The sequence below is a fragment of the Cohnella sp. genome (genome assembly GCF_041641335.1).
Taxonomy (GTDB): domain Bacteria; phylum Bacillota; class Bacilli; order Paenibacillales; family Paenibacillaceae; genus Cohnella.
In genome coordinates this window covers 38560-54783 of the sequence record NZ_JBEPYQ010000040.1, presented here as the reverse complement: position 1 = coordinate 54783, position 16224 = coordinate 38560, and the positions used below count along the sequence as shown (strand labels likewise).

Below are 16224 nucleotides of genomic sequence, written 5' to 3'. Positions count from 1 at the left end.
TCCATTGGGACAAGAAATGATTGAAGACAAACCGGCAACAACCAAACATTTGCCCAATCCGAGTTTGTTGTTCTGCATTGGGATAGATGCGATAGCGAAAGGCCTTCTCTACGAGCAAGCCAACACCCCCCTCAATCCAATTATATCCATTATAGCACATACGTTCGCTTTTCTCGCAAAAAAATTTTTTTTGACAGCGATCAGAATCCCATATGAAAAAAAGCCGTATGGGGTTTGATTCCCATACAGCTCCTCGGTATTGACATTATTTTTCTTTAACTAGGGCGTTATTATCGTAAATATTAACCGATAAATCTTTTTTAGCTTCCTCCGAAATGAGGTAATTTATCTCTTCATCTGATATTGAGTTACTAACAATTAAGATGCTCGTAAGAATTTTTTGATCGTTTTGAGAACTCTCCAATAGAGAAAATCCATTAACATACCCAGAATCGCTTTTGCCGAAAATACCCTTAGTTCTTCCGGAAAACTGTAATCCTACTCCAATTTGATTATAGTATTTCTTGGGGATATTTTTCAGAATTGAAATAACATCATATTGAATTCCTTTGTAACTAATATTATTTTCAGTGAATTCTGTTCTATGGGGATTTATATTCTCTACGACTACCGATTCGGTTGAGATTTGAAATGCATTATTTTGACTTGTTGCATCTGAATTTCCTTTATTGCAACTACTAAGTAATAGTAACAATACGATACACGAAACAGTCATTTTAATATTCAAGTCTTCACATCCTAGTTAAATAAGGGCATCGACGTTCCATTCAACCACTTTCGGTATAAAACTAACTTTATTTCCAAATTTTATATTTTGATACTAACAAAAGGGTCTTGAGTTTGTAAATAGCGAAAGATGTATAATTTATTATAAAAGGTAAATTTATGTATTAAAAAGGGTTTGGATAAAATCCATTGTTCTCTGAATGAAAACAAAATATGATGTTAATTTGTTGAAAAAAAAAAAAAAAAAAAAAAAAAAAAAAATCCCCGACTTACACATTCGTGTTGAAGTCGGAGTCTTCTCGACAAAGCTGATAAAGTCATACACAAATGCGGCTTTAGCTTTCAAGCGATTATCGAAATCGAGAACGAGAAATATAACCATTACGTGCTTTGTAAAAAAGCTTGGGCAGACAGACGATAGGACGCAATGCTCCTCAGTTTGCTGCCGCAGCCCGATTGAGCGAGGTTGCAGTTACTTCCGGATCGCTCCCAAGATGCGGCCGCGAGAGTCAGCGGTGGCTTGCCGATTCAACGCCCCGCACGCTCCACGGGGCGCAGCGGCAGCGTCACGGCCAATTCGCGGCCGCCGCGCTGAACGCGGGCTTCAAGCCGATCGGCCCTGACCGAGATCTGCGGCGGCGAGCCGCCTTCTTCGCCGTCAACGGAAAGCGCGAACAGGAACGCCGCCTGATCCAACGCGCGCAAATCGATTCGTTTCACTGGCCCGGCATAGATCGGAAGATCGATGAACAGCCTGCCGCCCTTCTCGTCGGACTCTACGCTCCACTCTCGGGGCAGTTCTCCACCGAAAACCGCGTACTCGCAATCCAGCCGCAGCGTCAGCTCGCCGATCCGCACCGTTGCCCGGGCGCCCTGCACATCGGCTTCAACCCGCTCCAGGCATCCGCCAAGCTCAAGCCGCAGTCTGAGGTCAGCTGCCTCGATCTCCCCTTCGGTCATATCGAGACTAGGATGGGTATCGCCGCCGTTCGTGATGAAGCTCACGCCGAACAGCAGCTCGCCGCCTTCCTGAGCCGAGTGCAGAATGGCCGAGCAGAAATCGTAGCCGTCGTGCAAGCAGCGAAAATGTGCGTAGGTCGGCTCGCCTCCATTGTCCGCATACAACAGCAGCGCCCGCCGCTGGTTCCATAGAATTTCCCGGCTGAAGCTGCCCAGCGCGTACGTCTCCGTCATATGGGTGACCGCCCATTTGTCGGGCTCTCCGCCGCTCGCCGGCTCGTAGCATTCGCGAATGTCCCGGACCTCCTTCGTCAGAAACTGCTCTCTGAATCGTTCCGGGCAGCTAAAGCCGATTCCATACCATCCCTCTTCGTAAGGTAGCTCCTCCCAGGGGAAAAAGCTCAGGGCGCCTTCCGACGCGAGCTGCAGGAACGCCTTGTGCTCGTCGCTCAGCAGCGTCCGATAGCAGCGGCTGTGCGGCCCCGCCCAATTTCTTGTCGCCGCATGGAAATGCTCCGCCACGCTGGCCCACGCCATATCGATCAATTCGTCCGCAAGCCGTTTGGCCTCGGGATTGCGCGTCGATGTCGAAAGCTTGCTCAGCTCCAGCAGAGCGACATAGGTGTATGTCGGACTGTTATACTCCTGAAACGTTTGCCGATCCCGCGTAAAAGCCGCGATCCGTTCCAGCCGCCGCAGCCCGTAGCTGCTGTAGTCCTCTCGCTCGTACAGCTCTCCGGCAATCAAGGTGACCAGCGTTCCCATTACGGCGATATTCGTATATTCGGGGCCGACATTACGCCGAATGATGGCGTCACAGGCGTTCCCGATCGTCTCTCTTACCTCTTCCCGCAAGGATGCCGGGAAACGATGTCCGTGGCGCAGAACGGCGAGCACAAGCACCTTTCCGCAAAAATCGGCCCAGTTCCAGTCCGGCGGCGACATCTTCTCGAGCGGCTCCTCGTAAAACCACGACCAGATTCCGAATGTCGCGCTGGCCGGGTCCTTATCCTGCATCCCCGCAAGCTGCCCGATGATGTCGAAGGCCGGCCGCTCGTACCGTTCTTCCTCCGTATCCAGCAGTCCGAGGGCGTAAACCAGCGATTTATAAGTCGAATGAATCGTCTCGGCCTGCTTGATCGTCGTATGATAGCCCGGACTGCTGAATGGGGAACCCAGCATGCGGATTTGCGGATTGTAGCTCCTCTCCTTCGCTTCGATCACCCGAAGCAGCATGCTGTGTTGATCTATTGTCGATTTCATTCGTTAACGCTCCTCTCCATGCTGGGCTTCGACGCCTGAGGCCGCTTCCGTCAGCAGCATCAGGGTCAGCCCTTGACACGGCGATCCCCGGTCAGCCTGGCGTAGCGGGCGAGGAACAGCGCCGCCATGAATACGGTGTCCGCCCACGCCTGCTCCGGGAAACTGGCCGGCTCCGTAACGGTGTGCTCGAACGCCCCTTCCCGCGTTCGCGGCGCTTCGTCCAGCATCCACGCCGCAATGCGTCCCGCCTCGCTTAGAAGCTCGGCTCTCCCCGTTCTGCGGTACAGTTCGGGATAGACGGCGAACGGCGCCATCGCGTTGACCGTCTTGGCCGACGCCGCCTTGGCCCGGTTCCGCTCCACCCATTGCTCGACATACCGGATCGCCGAATCGTTTCTCCCTTCGGTTCCGTATTCCATAATCGCGATCAGGCCGACTCCGGGCACCCAGTCCCAGTGCTCGATATCCATGCCCCATTCCTCGTACCGTCCGGCGGTCATGTAACGATAGACGCGCTCCGCCGTCTCCTTCAGCAGCTCCGGGTCAGCGCAGACCGCCGGCTCCGGAGCGACGTAGGCCGCCTCCCGCAGATCCGCGGCTTGGCTCTCATTCTGCATGCGCAATCACGCTCCCCTCTCGATCACGCCTACCCACAAATGCCGATTCTCGTCCGCGAGAGTAAAACTGATTTTGCGGCTGTCCGGACTGAACGAAGGATGAGGATGGCCGGGATGCTGCGGCCACATCGGCTGTTCGCACAGCAGCCGCGACGAGCGGTCCCGGAGGTTGATCAGCACGATTTTGCTCGTCTCCCAGTCCTCGATCGTATCCGCAACCGCCCAGCATCCGTCTGGACTAAGCGATACATGCCAGTAGGCGTAATCTCCGTTGATGAATTCCGCTTCCCCCGTCCGCTTGTGCACGCGGTAAATTCCGGTCGGCTTCAGAGGGCTCTGCGGATATTTGACAAAATAAAGATGCTCCCCGTCCGGTGACCACATCTCGTGCCCGACGTATTCCACGTGCTCGCCGGTGTCGAGCCGGGCTTGTCGATAGGCGTTCCATACTTCCCCGCTGACGGCATCCGCCATATAGATGCGATCCGGAATATGCTCGGTTTTGCCCTCGTGCGCGAAGAACACCAACCGCCCGTCCTCCGGATTGACCATCGCGTGATTGGCGACCGAGTAAGGCTCGGCGAACGATGGCCTGGCCGGCTCCGTCAATCGCCCCGTCTCCGTGTCGACCGTGCCGATCGCCCATTCGCTGCCGTCGCGCCAGTAGATGCCCATCGTCCGGCCGTCGTTCGTGATCGACAGCGGCCCGTACACGGCGCCATCCTTACCCAACGTACAGACGGTTCGGCTTCCCCCTGTCCGCAAGTCGTATTCATAGATTCGAGGCCCTTCATAATAGTAGAACCGGTCTTGGACCGATACGAGCCCCCGTGCCCATTCGAGCCGTTCCGCCACCGTCTCCGCGCTTCCGCTTTCCGAATCCGCCTTGACGCAGACGCCCATTTTTTCCTCGTTAATGTCCGTATACAGCACGAGATGGCGACTGTCCGACAGCCACGTCATCGCGGTGAAATAGTTATGGCCCGTGTTGGACCCGGGGTTGCCCAAGGCGCGGATAGGAACGCTTGTATGCGGGTCTTCGAAGTTTCTTATCGTCAGCATGGCTCACCTGTCCCTTCATCCTCTTCCGAGTGAAGATGCAGCTTTCTCTCGTTTTGAAGCCGGAGAGCGGCCGACTAACGCTGCAAGCCGAACCGCTCCCGGTATTCCGTAGGCGTAAAGCCGGTCATTTTCTTGAAAATCCGCACGAAGCTGTTCACGTTGGAGTAGCCGACCTGCTCCGCGATGTCGCGGATTTTGCCATTCGTGCCGGCAAGCCGCTCCTTCGCATGGTTCATCCGGATTTCCATCAGACAGTCGATAAAATTGCATTCCCTCTGTTCCTTGAACAGCTTGCTCAAGTGCGAGACGCTGATATGGAATTCGCTGGCCAGCAGGTTCAACGACAGATCGCTGCGCATGTAATTTTCCTGAATGTACAGCATCGCCCTGTCGATGACGTCGTTGCGCTCCCTGTTGCTGCGCTTGTCCTTGATCCGCTCGATGAAGCTGTCCAGCGCTCCGACCGTGAACTGCTCCAGCTGCTCCAATTGCTCGTACTGGTTCAGCATTTCAACCAAATACTGCTCGGGGAAAATGCCTTCGGCTTCAACCCCGATTTCCGCGGCGGCGGTGGCGGTCTTCATCAGGCACTGCACGACAAGCTGCATGATCATCTCCGCCGGAACGCCGTTCTCGGCGATCGAGTCGAACCATCTTCGCACCTGCGACCGCATCTTATCGGCATCCGGCAGCTTCACGGAGGCGACGATGCCGTCGATCATGGCGAACAGCCTGTAAAATTGCGGGGACGGATCGGTCGAGATATCCTCCCGCGTAATGATGGAGTTGCCGCCCATAACCAGCTTATACCGCAGCGCCTCCTGCGCCTGCCGGTAAGAGTCATGGATGTCGTCCAGATTGTCCGCAGGGTCGCCGATCCCGATCGTGATCGTGCGGCGCAAGTATTCCTGAACGAATTTCTTCAGCAAATCCGCCACGGCGACCGCCCTCATGAAATGCCGCTCCCCGTCGTCCCCGTCGGCGAAAATCATCACGACCGCGCATTTGCCGTTGTCCAGTTCGGCCGCGATACCCCTGCTCTCGGCGTTCATCAATTCCTCGGCCACGTTGCACAAAGCGTAAGCGTACAGCTTCAAGTCCCACGGAGAGGCGATCTGGTCCCGGTTGTCGAATTCGATGCTCATGGCCACGTAACGATCGCCGTCCAACCGGACGTTCAGCATGTCCATATAAGGCTGCAGCACCGCCGGGTTGATTCGCCGATCGGACAGCAGCTCGCTCATCAGCCGCCACTTGATCAACGGTTTGCTCTCGATGACCTGCTTGTGCAATTGCTGTCGGTCTTCCAAAATATCTTGAACCGTCGATTCGAAATAGTGGAATTCGTCGTTGTATTTGCGAACGCCGTGCTTGGACGACGCGGTCAGATGTTTCCCCATCGCTTGCACGAAACGGTTGACCGGCTTAAACGTCCAGCGCCCGATCACGGCAGCGGAGACGGTCGCCACGACGAACAGCACCGCCGCGAGCACGGCCACCGCATTGCGGAATAGCGTGAGCTGGCGCGTAAACTGCGCTTCGGGCACGACCCGGACGATATGCCAGCCGGTATAATCGTCTCTGACATGGAAGACGGAGGAGGCCGTCTGCTCCACTTCGGCCACGAAATGGCCGCTTTCCTCCCCGCTTTCCAGAATCCGGCCTATATAGGGAAATTCGCTGATGTCCTTCCCCGGCTTGCTCTTATCGGCATGCAGCACGACAATGCCCTCGTCGTCGACGACGAACGTCTGCCCTCCGTCGTTCTCCGCGGTGCTGCGTATGAGGGTGAACAGCGCCTCCTCCTTGACGTTGACGGCGATCGCCCCCTTGCGAGCACCCGGCGAATGGATGAGCGGGTACGTGCGGACAAGCGTGACGACGTTCCGATAGATCGGATACGAGGATCGGTTCAGCATGACCTTGCGGGTCGAAATCCATTCCGCGAACCCGTCGAACTGCTGGAACCCGGATATCCATTGAAATTCGCCCGACAGGTCCTGTTCGGTCAAAATATTGCCCGAAACGAGCCGCTGCTTGTCATAGGAATAGATATCGATCGAAAATACGTTGTCCATGCTCTGGATCGCGTTCGTGATCTGGTTGTAGATGCGGAACGCGTTATTGCGGGCCTCCTGCTCGTTGAGCTCGTATTCGTAAAAACGCACGATCTCGTCGCTGCTGAGCAGTTGGATGGCCGACTTGTCGATATGCTTCAGCGCGAGCTTCAGCTTATGATCCAGTTGGCCCAGCAGCTCCATGTTGGTATTTACCAGCTGCCGCTTGAGCTGCTTATTGAACACCGAATACGTAAAGAAAAACGAGGAAGAGACAAGAAGGAACAGGACGATCGATAAAATGCCGATCGCTTTGACAAGCCTTCGATTTTTCGCCAGGTTCATGCCTGCTCCCCCTTCGTCCCGTTACGGAGGCTCCCAGCCTTCGACTAGAAGCTGCCTTTGTTCTCCTCGTACCATTGCTGGGCGATCTCTTGCGCTTTCGCGCCGCCAAGCCGATCCCATTCCTTACGAATCTCGCCGAGCGCCCAATCTCCCGTATACTTGGCGCCCTGTGTTACCGACGTCGCCCTCGTCTCGCGGATAAACTTATCCAGCGTCGCCCGAATCTCGTTGATTTCGTCAAAGCTCGGCTGATACGGAATGTCGCGGCGGAATTCGTTTTTGAGCGTCAGCTTCAACGACTCCACCTTGAGCGCGGCGATGCGCTGGGACAGTTCGTCGTCCGCGGCCATGGCCATCAAATCCTCCGCCTTGACGACTTGATCGCGCACGACGGCGTACTCGCCGGCATACAGCACCTCTTTGTTGAATTTATCGTCGTCCAGCCGCTTCGGCACGCCTCCCTCCAGCTTGTAGTGCACGCCCTCTTCCCCGTAGGCGAGCGGGTACCAGCCTTTGTCGATGAGCCAGTCCAAGTACTCGATCGCCGCCTTCGGATTTTTCATCTCCTTGTTGAACGCGACGAGAATGTTCGGAGGAGCTTCCTGATAAGCGCCGTATTTGCCGTACTGCGATGCGACCATCTCCAGCGGCTCGGGCTTCGCGTTCGGTTCGTTGGCCAGCATATCCTGGATCATAATATCGTTGGCACCGCCGCCCCATTGTCCGAGATAGATGCCGGCCTTGCCGGTCGTCCACAGTTGGGCCGCTCGCTGATTGTTGCTGTCTGTGAGATATTCCCGATCCACGAGGCCCAGTTCGTAAACCTGCTTTTCGAGAGCGATGACGTCGGCGAACCGGTCCAGCGTCGCGCCGTACTGCATCATGCCGTCCTCCAGATACCAGAGGAAATTCATCGCGCCGAACATCGCCGAATAGATGTCGCCGGTCGTATGGCCGACGATCGGCGTGCTGTCCGGATAATGCTGCTTAAACGCCTTCGCGACCTCGACCAGCTCCTCGACCGTCGTCGGACGCAGCAAATTCAGCTCGTCGAGCCAATCCTGCCGAATCCACATGCCGTGGTTGGCGATGGAGGTAATCGGCCGCTTCGCGGTGACGGCGTAAATCTCCCCGTTAAAGGTCATGTGCGGAAGCAGGTCGGGGTTTTCCTCCAAATATTTTTTATAGGACGTGCTGTATTTCTCGATGTAATCGCCGATCGGCTGAATGACGCCCTGCGTCACCAGCTTGCCGATATAGGCGCGGTCGTACTCCCACACGAGATCCGGCGCCTGGCCGGACGCGAACAGGACGTTCAGCGAGTCCTGGGACTGATTGCGCGGCACCGGAACGACGGTTACGTCGATGCCGGACTGCTCGCGAATCCATTTCACCCAGCGGTTGTCCTCGTACGTGCCTTCGTCGCTGGATACTTGGCCGCGATCGAACATTGAAATGCTGATCTTTCTCGGCGCGTTCGCGTACGGATCGTCGGATGCCGACTGCGACGCGCCGGCCGACGGACCGCCGCTCCCCTGATCCGGCTTGGCGCTTACGCTACCCTCTCCGTTGCCGCCGCTTGAGCAAGCGGACGCCAGCAGCGCCGCCAGCATAACCATGATCAGCGCCAAACTCCCCTTGGACTTATTGCTGCTTCTCTTCTGTTGCATGTTCGCCCTCCTATTTTTTTTATTATATCAAAATGCATTTGAGAGTTTGTTCACAAAGCCGCTCGGAATTCGGCGCCGAAAACCGGACTTGATGAACACGCTTCCAATGGATGCATTCGATATCCCCCGTTTGCTCGACTACCCTTTGACGGAGCCGAGCAGCACACCCTTGATGAAGTGCTTCTGCAGGAACGGATAGACGCATAAGATCGGCAGAATCGCGAAGACGACGGCCGCGGCCCGAATGCTTTCCGGCGTGATGACCGCCTGCGTGACGCCCTCGCCGCGCAGCAGCTCCGAGCTGACCAGATCGATCATCTGGTACAGCTTCACCATCAGCGACATTTTGTCCGTGCTGCGAATGTAAATGAGCACGTTCATATAGGAATTCCACCAGCCGACCGCGTAAAATAGCGTCAGCGCGGCGATGACCGGCTTGGATAATGGCAGGATGATACGCGTTAGTATCGTGAACTCGCCGGCTCCGTCGATGGAGGCGGACTCCTCAAGCTCCTCCGGCAGCCCTTCCAGAAACGCCTTCATCACAAACATGTTGTAGGCGCTGATCAGAGCGGGCAGCCAGAGCGCCCAGTACGTATTGACAAGACCGAGACTGTTCACGAGCAGGAAGTTCGGGATAAGCCCGCCGCTGAACAGCATCGTGAACAGAATCGCCATCAGCATGAAGTTGCGGCCTTTAAGCCGAGCTTTGGACAGCGGGTACGCCGCCATAATCGTAAACAGCATGTTGAGCGCCGTACCGACGACGGTAATGAGCACCGTGTTCTGCATCGCGACGATCAGTTGGCCGTCCCGAATCAAATTGTGGTACGCGTCGACGTTGAATTCGATCGGCCACATGAACACTTCCCCAGCGTTGATCGCCCGGCTGCTGCTCAGCGATGTGGCAATCACGTTCACGAAGGGAAACAGCGTGGCATAGGCGCATAGCGCCAAAAATACGTTGTTCAGCCATCTGGCAAGCGAGCCTCGGCGCCCGCGTCTTGCGGATGCGGGCGGGCCGCCCCTGTCTTCTGCCGTCGTTACCATAAGCCTCGCTCTCCCATCGCTTTAATGATGCGGTTGACCGACACGATCAGAATGAGGGCGATCAGCGACTGGAACAAGCCGAGCGCCGTCGTGTAGCTATACTGCAGGCTGACCAACCCTCTCGTATAGACGAATGTGCTGATCACTTCCGCCACGCTCGTGACGGCGTCGTTGCGCAGCGTGTACACCTGCTCGAAGCCCACATCCATCATTTTGCCAACCTGAAGAATGAGCAGAATCGCGATCGTACTGCGGATGCCCGGCAGCGTAACGTGCCAGATTTGTCTCCGTTTGCTCGCTCCGTCGATCTTGGCCGCCTCGTACAGCGTCGGGTCGATCGCGGACATCGCTGCCAAGTACAAAATCGTGCCGAAGCCCGCTTCCTTCCAAATGCCCGAGACGATAAAGCTGACCGGCCACCAAAACTTGTCGGCCATAAAGTAGATCGGCTCCATGCCGAACGCCTTCAGCACGGTGTTGACCACGCCGGTGGACGGCGACAGCAGCGCGATGACGATGCTGCCCAGGACGACCCATGAGATGAAGTGGGGAATGTAGAGCAGATTCTGCAGTGTGCGCTTGTACCATTCCGCCCGCACCTCGTTCAGCAAAATGGCCAGGACGATCGGAACGGGAAAAGCAAATACGAGATGGTACAAATTCAGCAGCAGCGTGTTCCTCAGCACGACGTAGAAGTCGCGGCTGGCGAACAGCTTCTCGAACTGCTCGAAGCCGACCCAACTGCTGCCCCATATGCCTTCGGACAGACGATAGTTTTTGAAGGCGATAATCTCTCCTGCCATCGGCGCGTATTTAAATAAGATCAAATAGATCGCCACGGGGATGAGCAGCGCGTACAGGAAGCGATTGCGGGAAATCTGCTTCCATAGAGTCGGCGCTCGTCCCTCGCGTGTTCCGCGTATTCTCGAAGGCGGCTTCCCCAAGGATGTCGAGTTCGTAACCATGATTCTCTCCTTTTGCTCCGTGGCCCCGGAATGGTGGATTGCTGTTGTCTCGGCCTGAGCCTATCACGGAACGACGCCGGTCCGATACGGACACTTTTTGCGCGAGTACGCTTTCCTTTCCGACGGGGATCTTCTTTTTTTGTGACAACACTCCTTTTCGCGGATTCGGACGCAAAATGTTCCAAGTCGGGACGCAAAGAAGTAGGAGCGAACATCGGCACGACATTCGCGTCCAAGCCGCCGCAGGACGGCAAGGGCCATTGGGCGGTGTTCCGAACGCGAAATTCGTCAGCGTCTTCGTCGGCGTCCTCTGGACGATGAATGCGTTTTGTCGGAGACGATTCAGATGAGGATAGCGAATTTTATACTTTCTAGCGAAAAAAGGATGCTCCAGAAGGTCATCAAGCTGTGACCTCGGGGCATCCCTCTTTTTGTCGCCTTCAGCAGCACCAGCGGATGTTCGAGAGGAGAACCCCTCTCACATCCGAAGCCCATTCATCACACCGCCTGAAGAGGCGGGAGACTTCTGGGCTATCATGTTAAACACGCTCCCGACCGGTTCCGACCGGTTTGCTCGCGATAATTCTGAAGCGTACGCCCGTAAGGTGGCCGTACTTGATATGCTGAAGCGTCCGCTTGTAACCGGACATGTAGTTGCGCCGAATCTCTTCGACATGATAGCCAATGCCGCGAAGCGTCTCCTCGTCGGCTTCCGGCCGCAGCACCCGAACGAACGGCAGCTCCTTTAGCGATGGCTCCGTCTCGTCCGTCCGCTGTCTGACGCGCCGCTCCGTCAGCAGAATCAGCGTCCAGGCCAGCGCATACCACAGCCGGTACTTTAAGCCGCTCGGCCGCTCGAACAAATAATTGCCGTCGAACACGATCAGCCGTCCGCCCGGCTTCAGCAGGCGGAACCATTCGCGGTATGCGCCGACCGGGTCGGGCAGCGTCCAGACGACGTCCCGGCAGACGACCGCGTCGTACGTATCGTCTTCCTCCTGCGGCAAGTTTGCCGCATCCCCTTCATAGACCCTGACGTCCGCCCCGGCCTCCTTGAAGTTACGTGCGGCCGTCTCCACCATGCCGGGAGAGGCGTCGACCGCGGTCGGACGATGCCCCATCTGCGCAAGCAGCAGCGAGAAGAAGCCCGGGCCGGTTCCAACGTCCAGCACCTTCTGCCCGGAACGGGCGGTCAGCCCTTCCTGCAGCAGCTCCTTCCACATCCGCACCGTCCGCCGGCTGCGAACCTGGGATCGCACCACCTTGTCGTAGGCGGCGGCCCCGGATGTCCAGTAACGGGAAATTTCCTTCAATTGCATCTGTTACCCCTCCGATTATCCGCGAACGCCGGAGCTGTTCGTCAGTTCGCGACATCCAGTTCGTTCCATACGATCGGCGTATACGTCGTATAGCCGAGCTTGAAGTTTTGCACGCGTCGGTTCACGACGAAAATATCGTCCGGATAATAGATCGGCGCATAGATCGCCTCTTCTCTCGCCCTGGCGAACCAAGCGTCGTACAGCTCCTGCCTCCGCTCGAGATCGGTTGACGCCACCGCTTCCTCGATCAACTCCTCTAGCCGTGCGTCCGACCAAGCCACCGCCGGCGCTTCGCCGGTACGATGGAACAGCGACAGCAGGAAGGCGTGCGGATTGTAAGCGTCCGAATACGTCCGGTAGAAAATCAGATCGTATTTGCGGGTCGTCCACAGCGCATCGTAATACGCGTTCGATTCCAGCACCTGCAATTGCACGCGGATGCCCGCCATCTGCAGCTGGGACTGGACGTACTCGGCAATCGGCTTCCACTCGGGGAATTCCGTCTGCTGCAGCACCAGGTTGAGTTCCAGCGCGCGGCCGTCCTTCTCGACGATGCCGTCCCCGTCGGAATCGGCATATCCGGCTTGCTGCAACAGCCTTTTCGCCTCTTCCGCATCGTAACCGTACCAGACGTTGTTGCTTTCCGTCACATAAGGCACCGTCAGCGGGAACAAGCCCTGCGCTTCCCGGCCTGCGCCGGAGAGCAGCTTGTCGACGACCGCTTTCTTGTCCAGGGCCAGGTTGATCGCCTTGCGAACGCTCGCGTCCTGCAGCTGCGGCAAGTCGTAGTTGAAAATGAGAAAATGCGAGCTGGTGCCCGTTCCCTGCTGCACCGTCAACTGCTTGTCGCCCCGCAGCAGCTCCAAATTGTCGAACGGAATTTTGCCCGAGGAGCCTCCGGATATGTCGACCGCTCCGCTCTGCAGCGCCAGAACCCGAGATTGCGCGTCCGGGATTACCTTCAGCACAATCTTCGCCAGCTTCGGTGCTTGGCCCCAGTAGCTCGAATTGCGGACAAGCACCGCTTCCTGATCCGGCGTATAGCTGTCCACCATCCAAGCCCCCGTGCCGATCGGCTTCACGAATCGGCCTTCCGGATCGCCGGCAGGCTCGACTGCAGATGGGCTGATGATGCGGACCGGACGGGCGAAGGTCAGCTCCGTGAGCAGCGGATAGAAAGCGCCCGCGAAGGTGAAGCGGACGGTCGTCTCGTCGACTGTCTCGATCTTCTGCAAGCTTTTGGCGACGTTAAGCGAAGAGTTCGCCGGGTCCTTGTACCAGCGCTCGAACGAGAACTTCACGGCGTCCGCGGTAAAGGGCGTTCCGTCGGAGAAAACAACTCCCTTCCGCAGATGGAACGTATAGACCTTGCCGTCTTCCGAGACGTCCCACGACTCGGCGAGGGACGGCACGACGGCCCCCTTCTCCCCATACTCCACCAGACTGTCGTACACCATCGGATGAACCTCGATCGCCCCTTGATAGGAGCCTGCGTCGAGCCGGTCCAGCGCCGGGTCCGACGCGACCGCGATCACAATCTGCTTGCCGGAAGCTCCGCCCTCTGAGGCAGCCTCCTCCTTGCTCTGCCCGCAGCCGGCCAACAGCGTCACGACCAGCGCCGCGATTGCGGCCGCTTGCCAACGGAACCTTGTATATCCGTTTCTTTTCCTCATAAGATCAGCTCTCCATCTCCAGTTATCTTTGTTTTCTAAGACTCGGGGACAGCGCGGGAACGGCGTCCAGCAGCTGCCTCGTATAGGGGTGGCGCCCCAGCTCCGGGATGCGCCCGGCCGGAATCGTCTCCAGCAGTCGGCCCCGGCGCATGACCGCCGCTTCGTCGCACAGCTCGGGAACGAGAGACAAGTCGTGGGTAATGAACAAGTAGGTCAGCCCCAGCCGCTCCTTCAACCCGAGAAACAGCCGCAGCATCGTTCGGCGCAGCGTAAAATCCAGGCTTGAGAACGGTTCGTCGCAGATCAGCAGCTCCGGCTTCGGCGCCAGAGCGCGCGCAATGCCGACCCGCTGCTGCTGGCCGCCGCTTAATTCGTGCGGATACCTCCGAAGGCAGCGCTCGTCCAGCTCGACCAGCTCGAGCAATTCCAACGCTTCTCTACGGCGCTCCTCTGCCGACAGCCTGCGGACGTTCTCCAGCGGCTCGGTCACAATCCGCTCCACCGTAAACAGCGGATCGAACGAGGCGAAGCTGTTCTGGAACACCATCTGCATCAGAGCCCTTAGCGGACGCATGCGCCGATGGCTCCATCCAGTGATGTCCGTGCCGCGATAAATAATCCGCCCCGAGGTCGGGTTTTCCAGTCCCAGCAGCAGGCGCGAGAGCGTGCTTTTGCCGCAGCCGCTTTCGCCGACAAGCCCCAGCGACATGCCCTGGACAAGCCGCAGAGAGACGCGGTCGACCGCCGTCACCTGCTCGGCTGCGGCCAACCACCCCCTTTCATGCCGGTAGATCTTCGTCAGTTGTTGCGTTTCGAGCAGCAAGCGCTCACCCCCTCTGTCCCGAAGCCGCCTGGGCGGGCGAATCGGCCCGCAGGCTGCGGCTGTCTAGCAGCTTCCTCGTATAATCGTGCGCCGGTCGCTCGAACAGGGCGTGGACATCGGCCGCTTCCACGATGCGCCCCTCCATCATGACGTAGACGAAATCGGCGATTTCCGCCACGACTCCCAGATCGTGCGTAATGAGCAGGATGCCGAGCCCCCGCTCCCGCCGCAGCCGGTACAGCTCGTTCAGCAGTTGGGCCTGCAGCGTGACGTCCAGCGCCGTCGTTGGCTCGTCCGCGATCAGCAGCCGCGCCCCAGAGACGAGCGCCATTGCGATCATCACCCGCTGGCACATCCCGCCGCTAATCTGGAACGGATAGCGGCGCAGCAGCCCCGGATCAGTCATGCCCACGCGCGCCAGCTGGGCTATCGCGATCTCCTTCGCCTCGCTCCGCGAGACGCGGCGAAGGCGGCGGATCGCTTCGATCATCTGCCAGCCGATCGTCAGCACTGGGTTCAGGCTGTTCGCCGGGTCCTGGAAGATCATCGCCATATCCCGGCCTCTGCGTTCGCGCAGCTCCCGCGGCTTCAACCGCAGCAAGTCCGTCTCCCCCAGCCAGATCTCTCCCGCAGCCGCGCGTCCGGGGGAATCGAGCAGCCCGAAGACGGATAGCGCCGTCGCCGATTTGCCGCTCCCGCTCTCGCCGATCAAGGCGACGATCGTACCGGGAGGCACGTCCAGGCTCGCTTCCCGGACCGCTTCCACCGCCCCGTCCGGCGTGGCGAATTGCACGCTCAGCCCGCGAATGCGCAACAGATCGCCGTTGGCCATCCGATCTCCCTCCTTTTCCATGAGCCGGCTATTCCTTCCTCAGTCCTTCTCCCAGTAGGTTAAAGCCTGCCGCCACCGCCATAATCGCCAGCCCGGGAAACAGCATCAGCCGGGGAGCCGTCTGCATGTAAGCGCGACTGTCGCTCAGCATCGCCCCCCATTCGGGCGTCGGCGGCTGCGCGCCGAGCCCGAGGAAGGAAAGCCCCGAGATCGAGAGGATCATCGTTCCGACCTCGAGGGAAGCGAGCACGAGCAACGGCCGGGCCGCGTTGCGGACCATATGCCGCAGCACCAGCTGCCGATGCGACGCGCCGGAGGCGCGGGCGGCCAGCATAAAGTCCTTCTCCTTGATTTGCAGGACGATCCCCCGAACGATGCGGGCGTGACCCGCCCAGCCTACGAGCACGAACGCTAACAGCAGATTCCGCAGGCTCGGCCCGAGCAACCCTGCGATTGCCAGCGCCAGCACCAGACCGGGAAAGGCCAGCAGCAGATCGACAAGGCGCATGACGGTCTGATCCGTGCGGCCGCCAACGTAACCGGCGAGTGCGCCGACCGGCACGCTGATCAGCATCACCGCTCCCAGCGCCAGCAGCGAATAGAGCAGCGACGTCCGCGTGCCGGCAATTAGCCGCGACAGCACGCAGCGGCCGAGATGATCGGTGCCGAGCGGATATTGCGCGGAAGGCGGGCTGAGACGGATGTCCAGGTTAATCAGCAGCGGGTCCGACGGCATTAGGTACGGAGCGAAGAGCGCGGTCAGCAGCGCCAGGCCGACAAGAACGCCCCCGATCCAGACGGCAGCGCTTCGACGGGAAGACGCATTTTGGACGTTCATCCG

Annotated in this window: 14 protein-coding genes; all 14 read right to left on the bottom strand. The window is 58.1% G+C overall.

Annotated features, from left to right (window positions below; all coding sequences use genetic code 11):
• Positions 1-160, bottom strand: a 160-nt coding sequence (locus ACESLM_RS14920) for a helix-turn-helix domain-containing protein (RefSeq protein WP_372632371.1), incomplete at its 3' end; no start/stop codon positions are given.
• A gap of 105 nt (positions 161-265) precedes the next feature.
• Positions 266-748, bottom strand: a complete 483-nt coding sequence (locus ACESLM_RS14915) for a hypothetical protein (protein ID WP_372632366.1) — start codon at positions 746-748, stop codon at positions 266-268.
• Between the two features lie 527 nt (positions 749-1275).
• On the bottom strand, positions 1276-2970 hold the full coding sequence (locus ACESLM_RS14910; RefSeq protein WP_372632365.1) for a hypothetical protein: 1695 nt from the start codon (positions 2968-2970) through the stop codon (positions 1276-1278).
• 65 nt (positions 2971-3035) lie between these two features.
• Complete coding sequence (locus tag ACESLM_RS14905) at positions 3036-3587, bottom strand: glycoside hydrolase family 88 protein (protein WP_372632363.1); 552 nt, start codon at positions 3585-3587, stop codon at positions 3036-3038.
• Positions 3588-3593: 6 nt separating this feature from the next.
• Entirely contained in the window at positions 3594-4649 is a 1056-nt protein-coding gene (locus ACESLM_RS14900) for a TolB-like translocation protein (RefSeq protein WP_372632362.1), read from the bottom strand.
• Between the two features lie 74 nt (positions 4650-4723).
• Complete coding sequence (locus ACESLM_RS14895) at positions 4724-7051, bottom strand: helix-turn-helix domain-containing protein (RefSeq protein ID WP_372632361.1); 2328 nt, start codon at positions 7049-7051, stop codon at positions 4724-4726.
• Positions 7052-7095: 44 nt separating this feature from the next.
• Complete coding sequence (locus ACESLM_RS14890; RefSeq protein WP_372632360.1) at positions 7096-8721, bottom strand: extracellular solute-binding protein; 1626 nt, start codon at positions 8719-8721, stop codon at positions 7096-7098.
• A gap of 138 nt (positions 8722-8859) precedes the next feature.
• Complete coding sequence (locus ACESLM_RS14885; protein ID WP_372632359.1) at positions 8860-9771, bottom strand: carbohydrate ABC transporter permease; 912 nt, start codon at positions 9769-9771, stop codon at positions 8860-8862.
• Positions 9765-10736, bottom strand: a complete 972-nt coding sequence (locus ACESLM_RS14880; RefSeq protein ID WP_372632358.1) for an ABC transporter permease — start codon at positions 10734-10736, stop codon at positions 9765-9767. Before ACESLM_RS14880 ends, ACESLM_RS14885 begins: the two co-directional genes overlap by 7 nt.
• A gap of 539 nt (positions 10737-11275) precedes the next feature.
• Entirely contained in the window at positions 11276-12055 is a 780-nt protein-coding gene (locus ACESLM_RS14875) for a class I SAM-dependent methyltransferase (RefSeq protein ID WP_372632357.1), read from the bottom strand.
• 41 nt (positions 12056-12096) lie between these two features.
• Positions 12097-13728: a nickel ABC transporter substrate-binding protein gene (locus tag ACESLM_RS14870; protein ID WP_372632356.1), complete on the bottom strand. Its 1632-nt coding sequence runs from the start codon at positions 13726-13728 to the stop codon at positions 12097-12099.
• Positions 13729-13750: 22 nt separating this feature from the next.
• Complete coding sequence (locus ACESLM_RS14865) at positions 13751-14551, bottom strand: ATP-binding cassette domain-containing protein (protein ID WP_372632355.1); 801 nt, start codon at positions 14549-14551, stop codon at positions 13751-13753.
• Between the two features lie 4 nt (positions 14552-14555).
• Positions 14556-15383, bottom strand: a complete 828-nt coding sequence (locus ACESLM_RS14860) for an ABC transporter ATP-binding protein (RefSeq protein ID WP_372632354.1) — start codon at positions 15381-15383, stop codon at positions 14556-14558.
• A gap of 28 nt (positions 15384-15411) precedes the next feature.
• On the bottom strand, positions 15412-16221 hold the full coding sequence (nikC, locus tag ACESLM_RS14855; RefSeq protein ID WP_372632352.1) for a nickel transporter permease: 810 nt from the start codon (positions 16219-16221) through the stop codon (positions 15412-15414).
• Positions 16222-16224 lie beyond the last annotated feature (3 nt).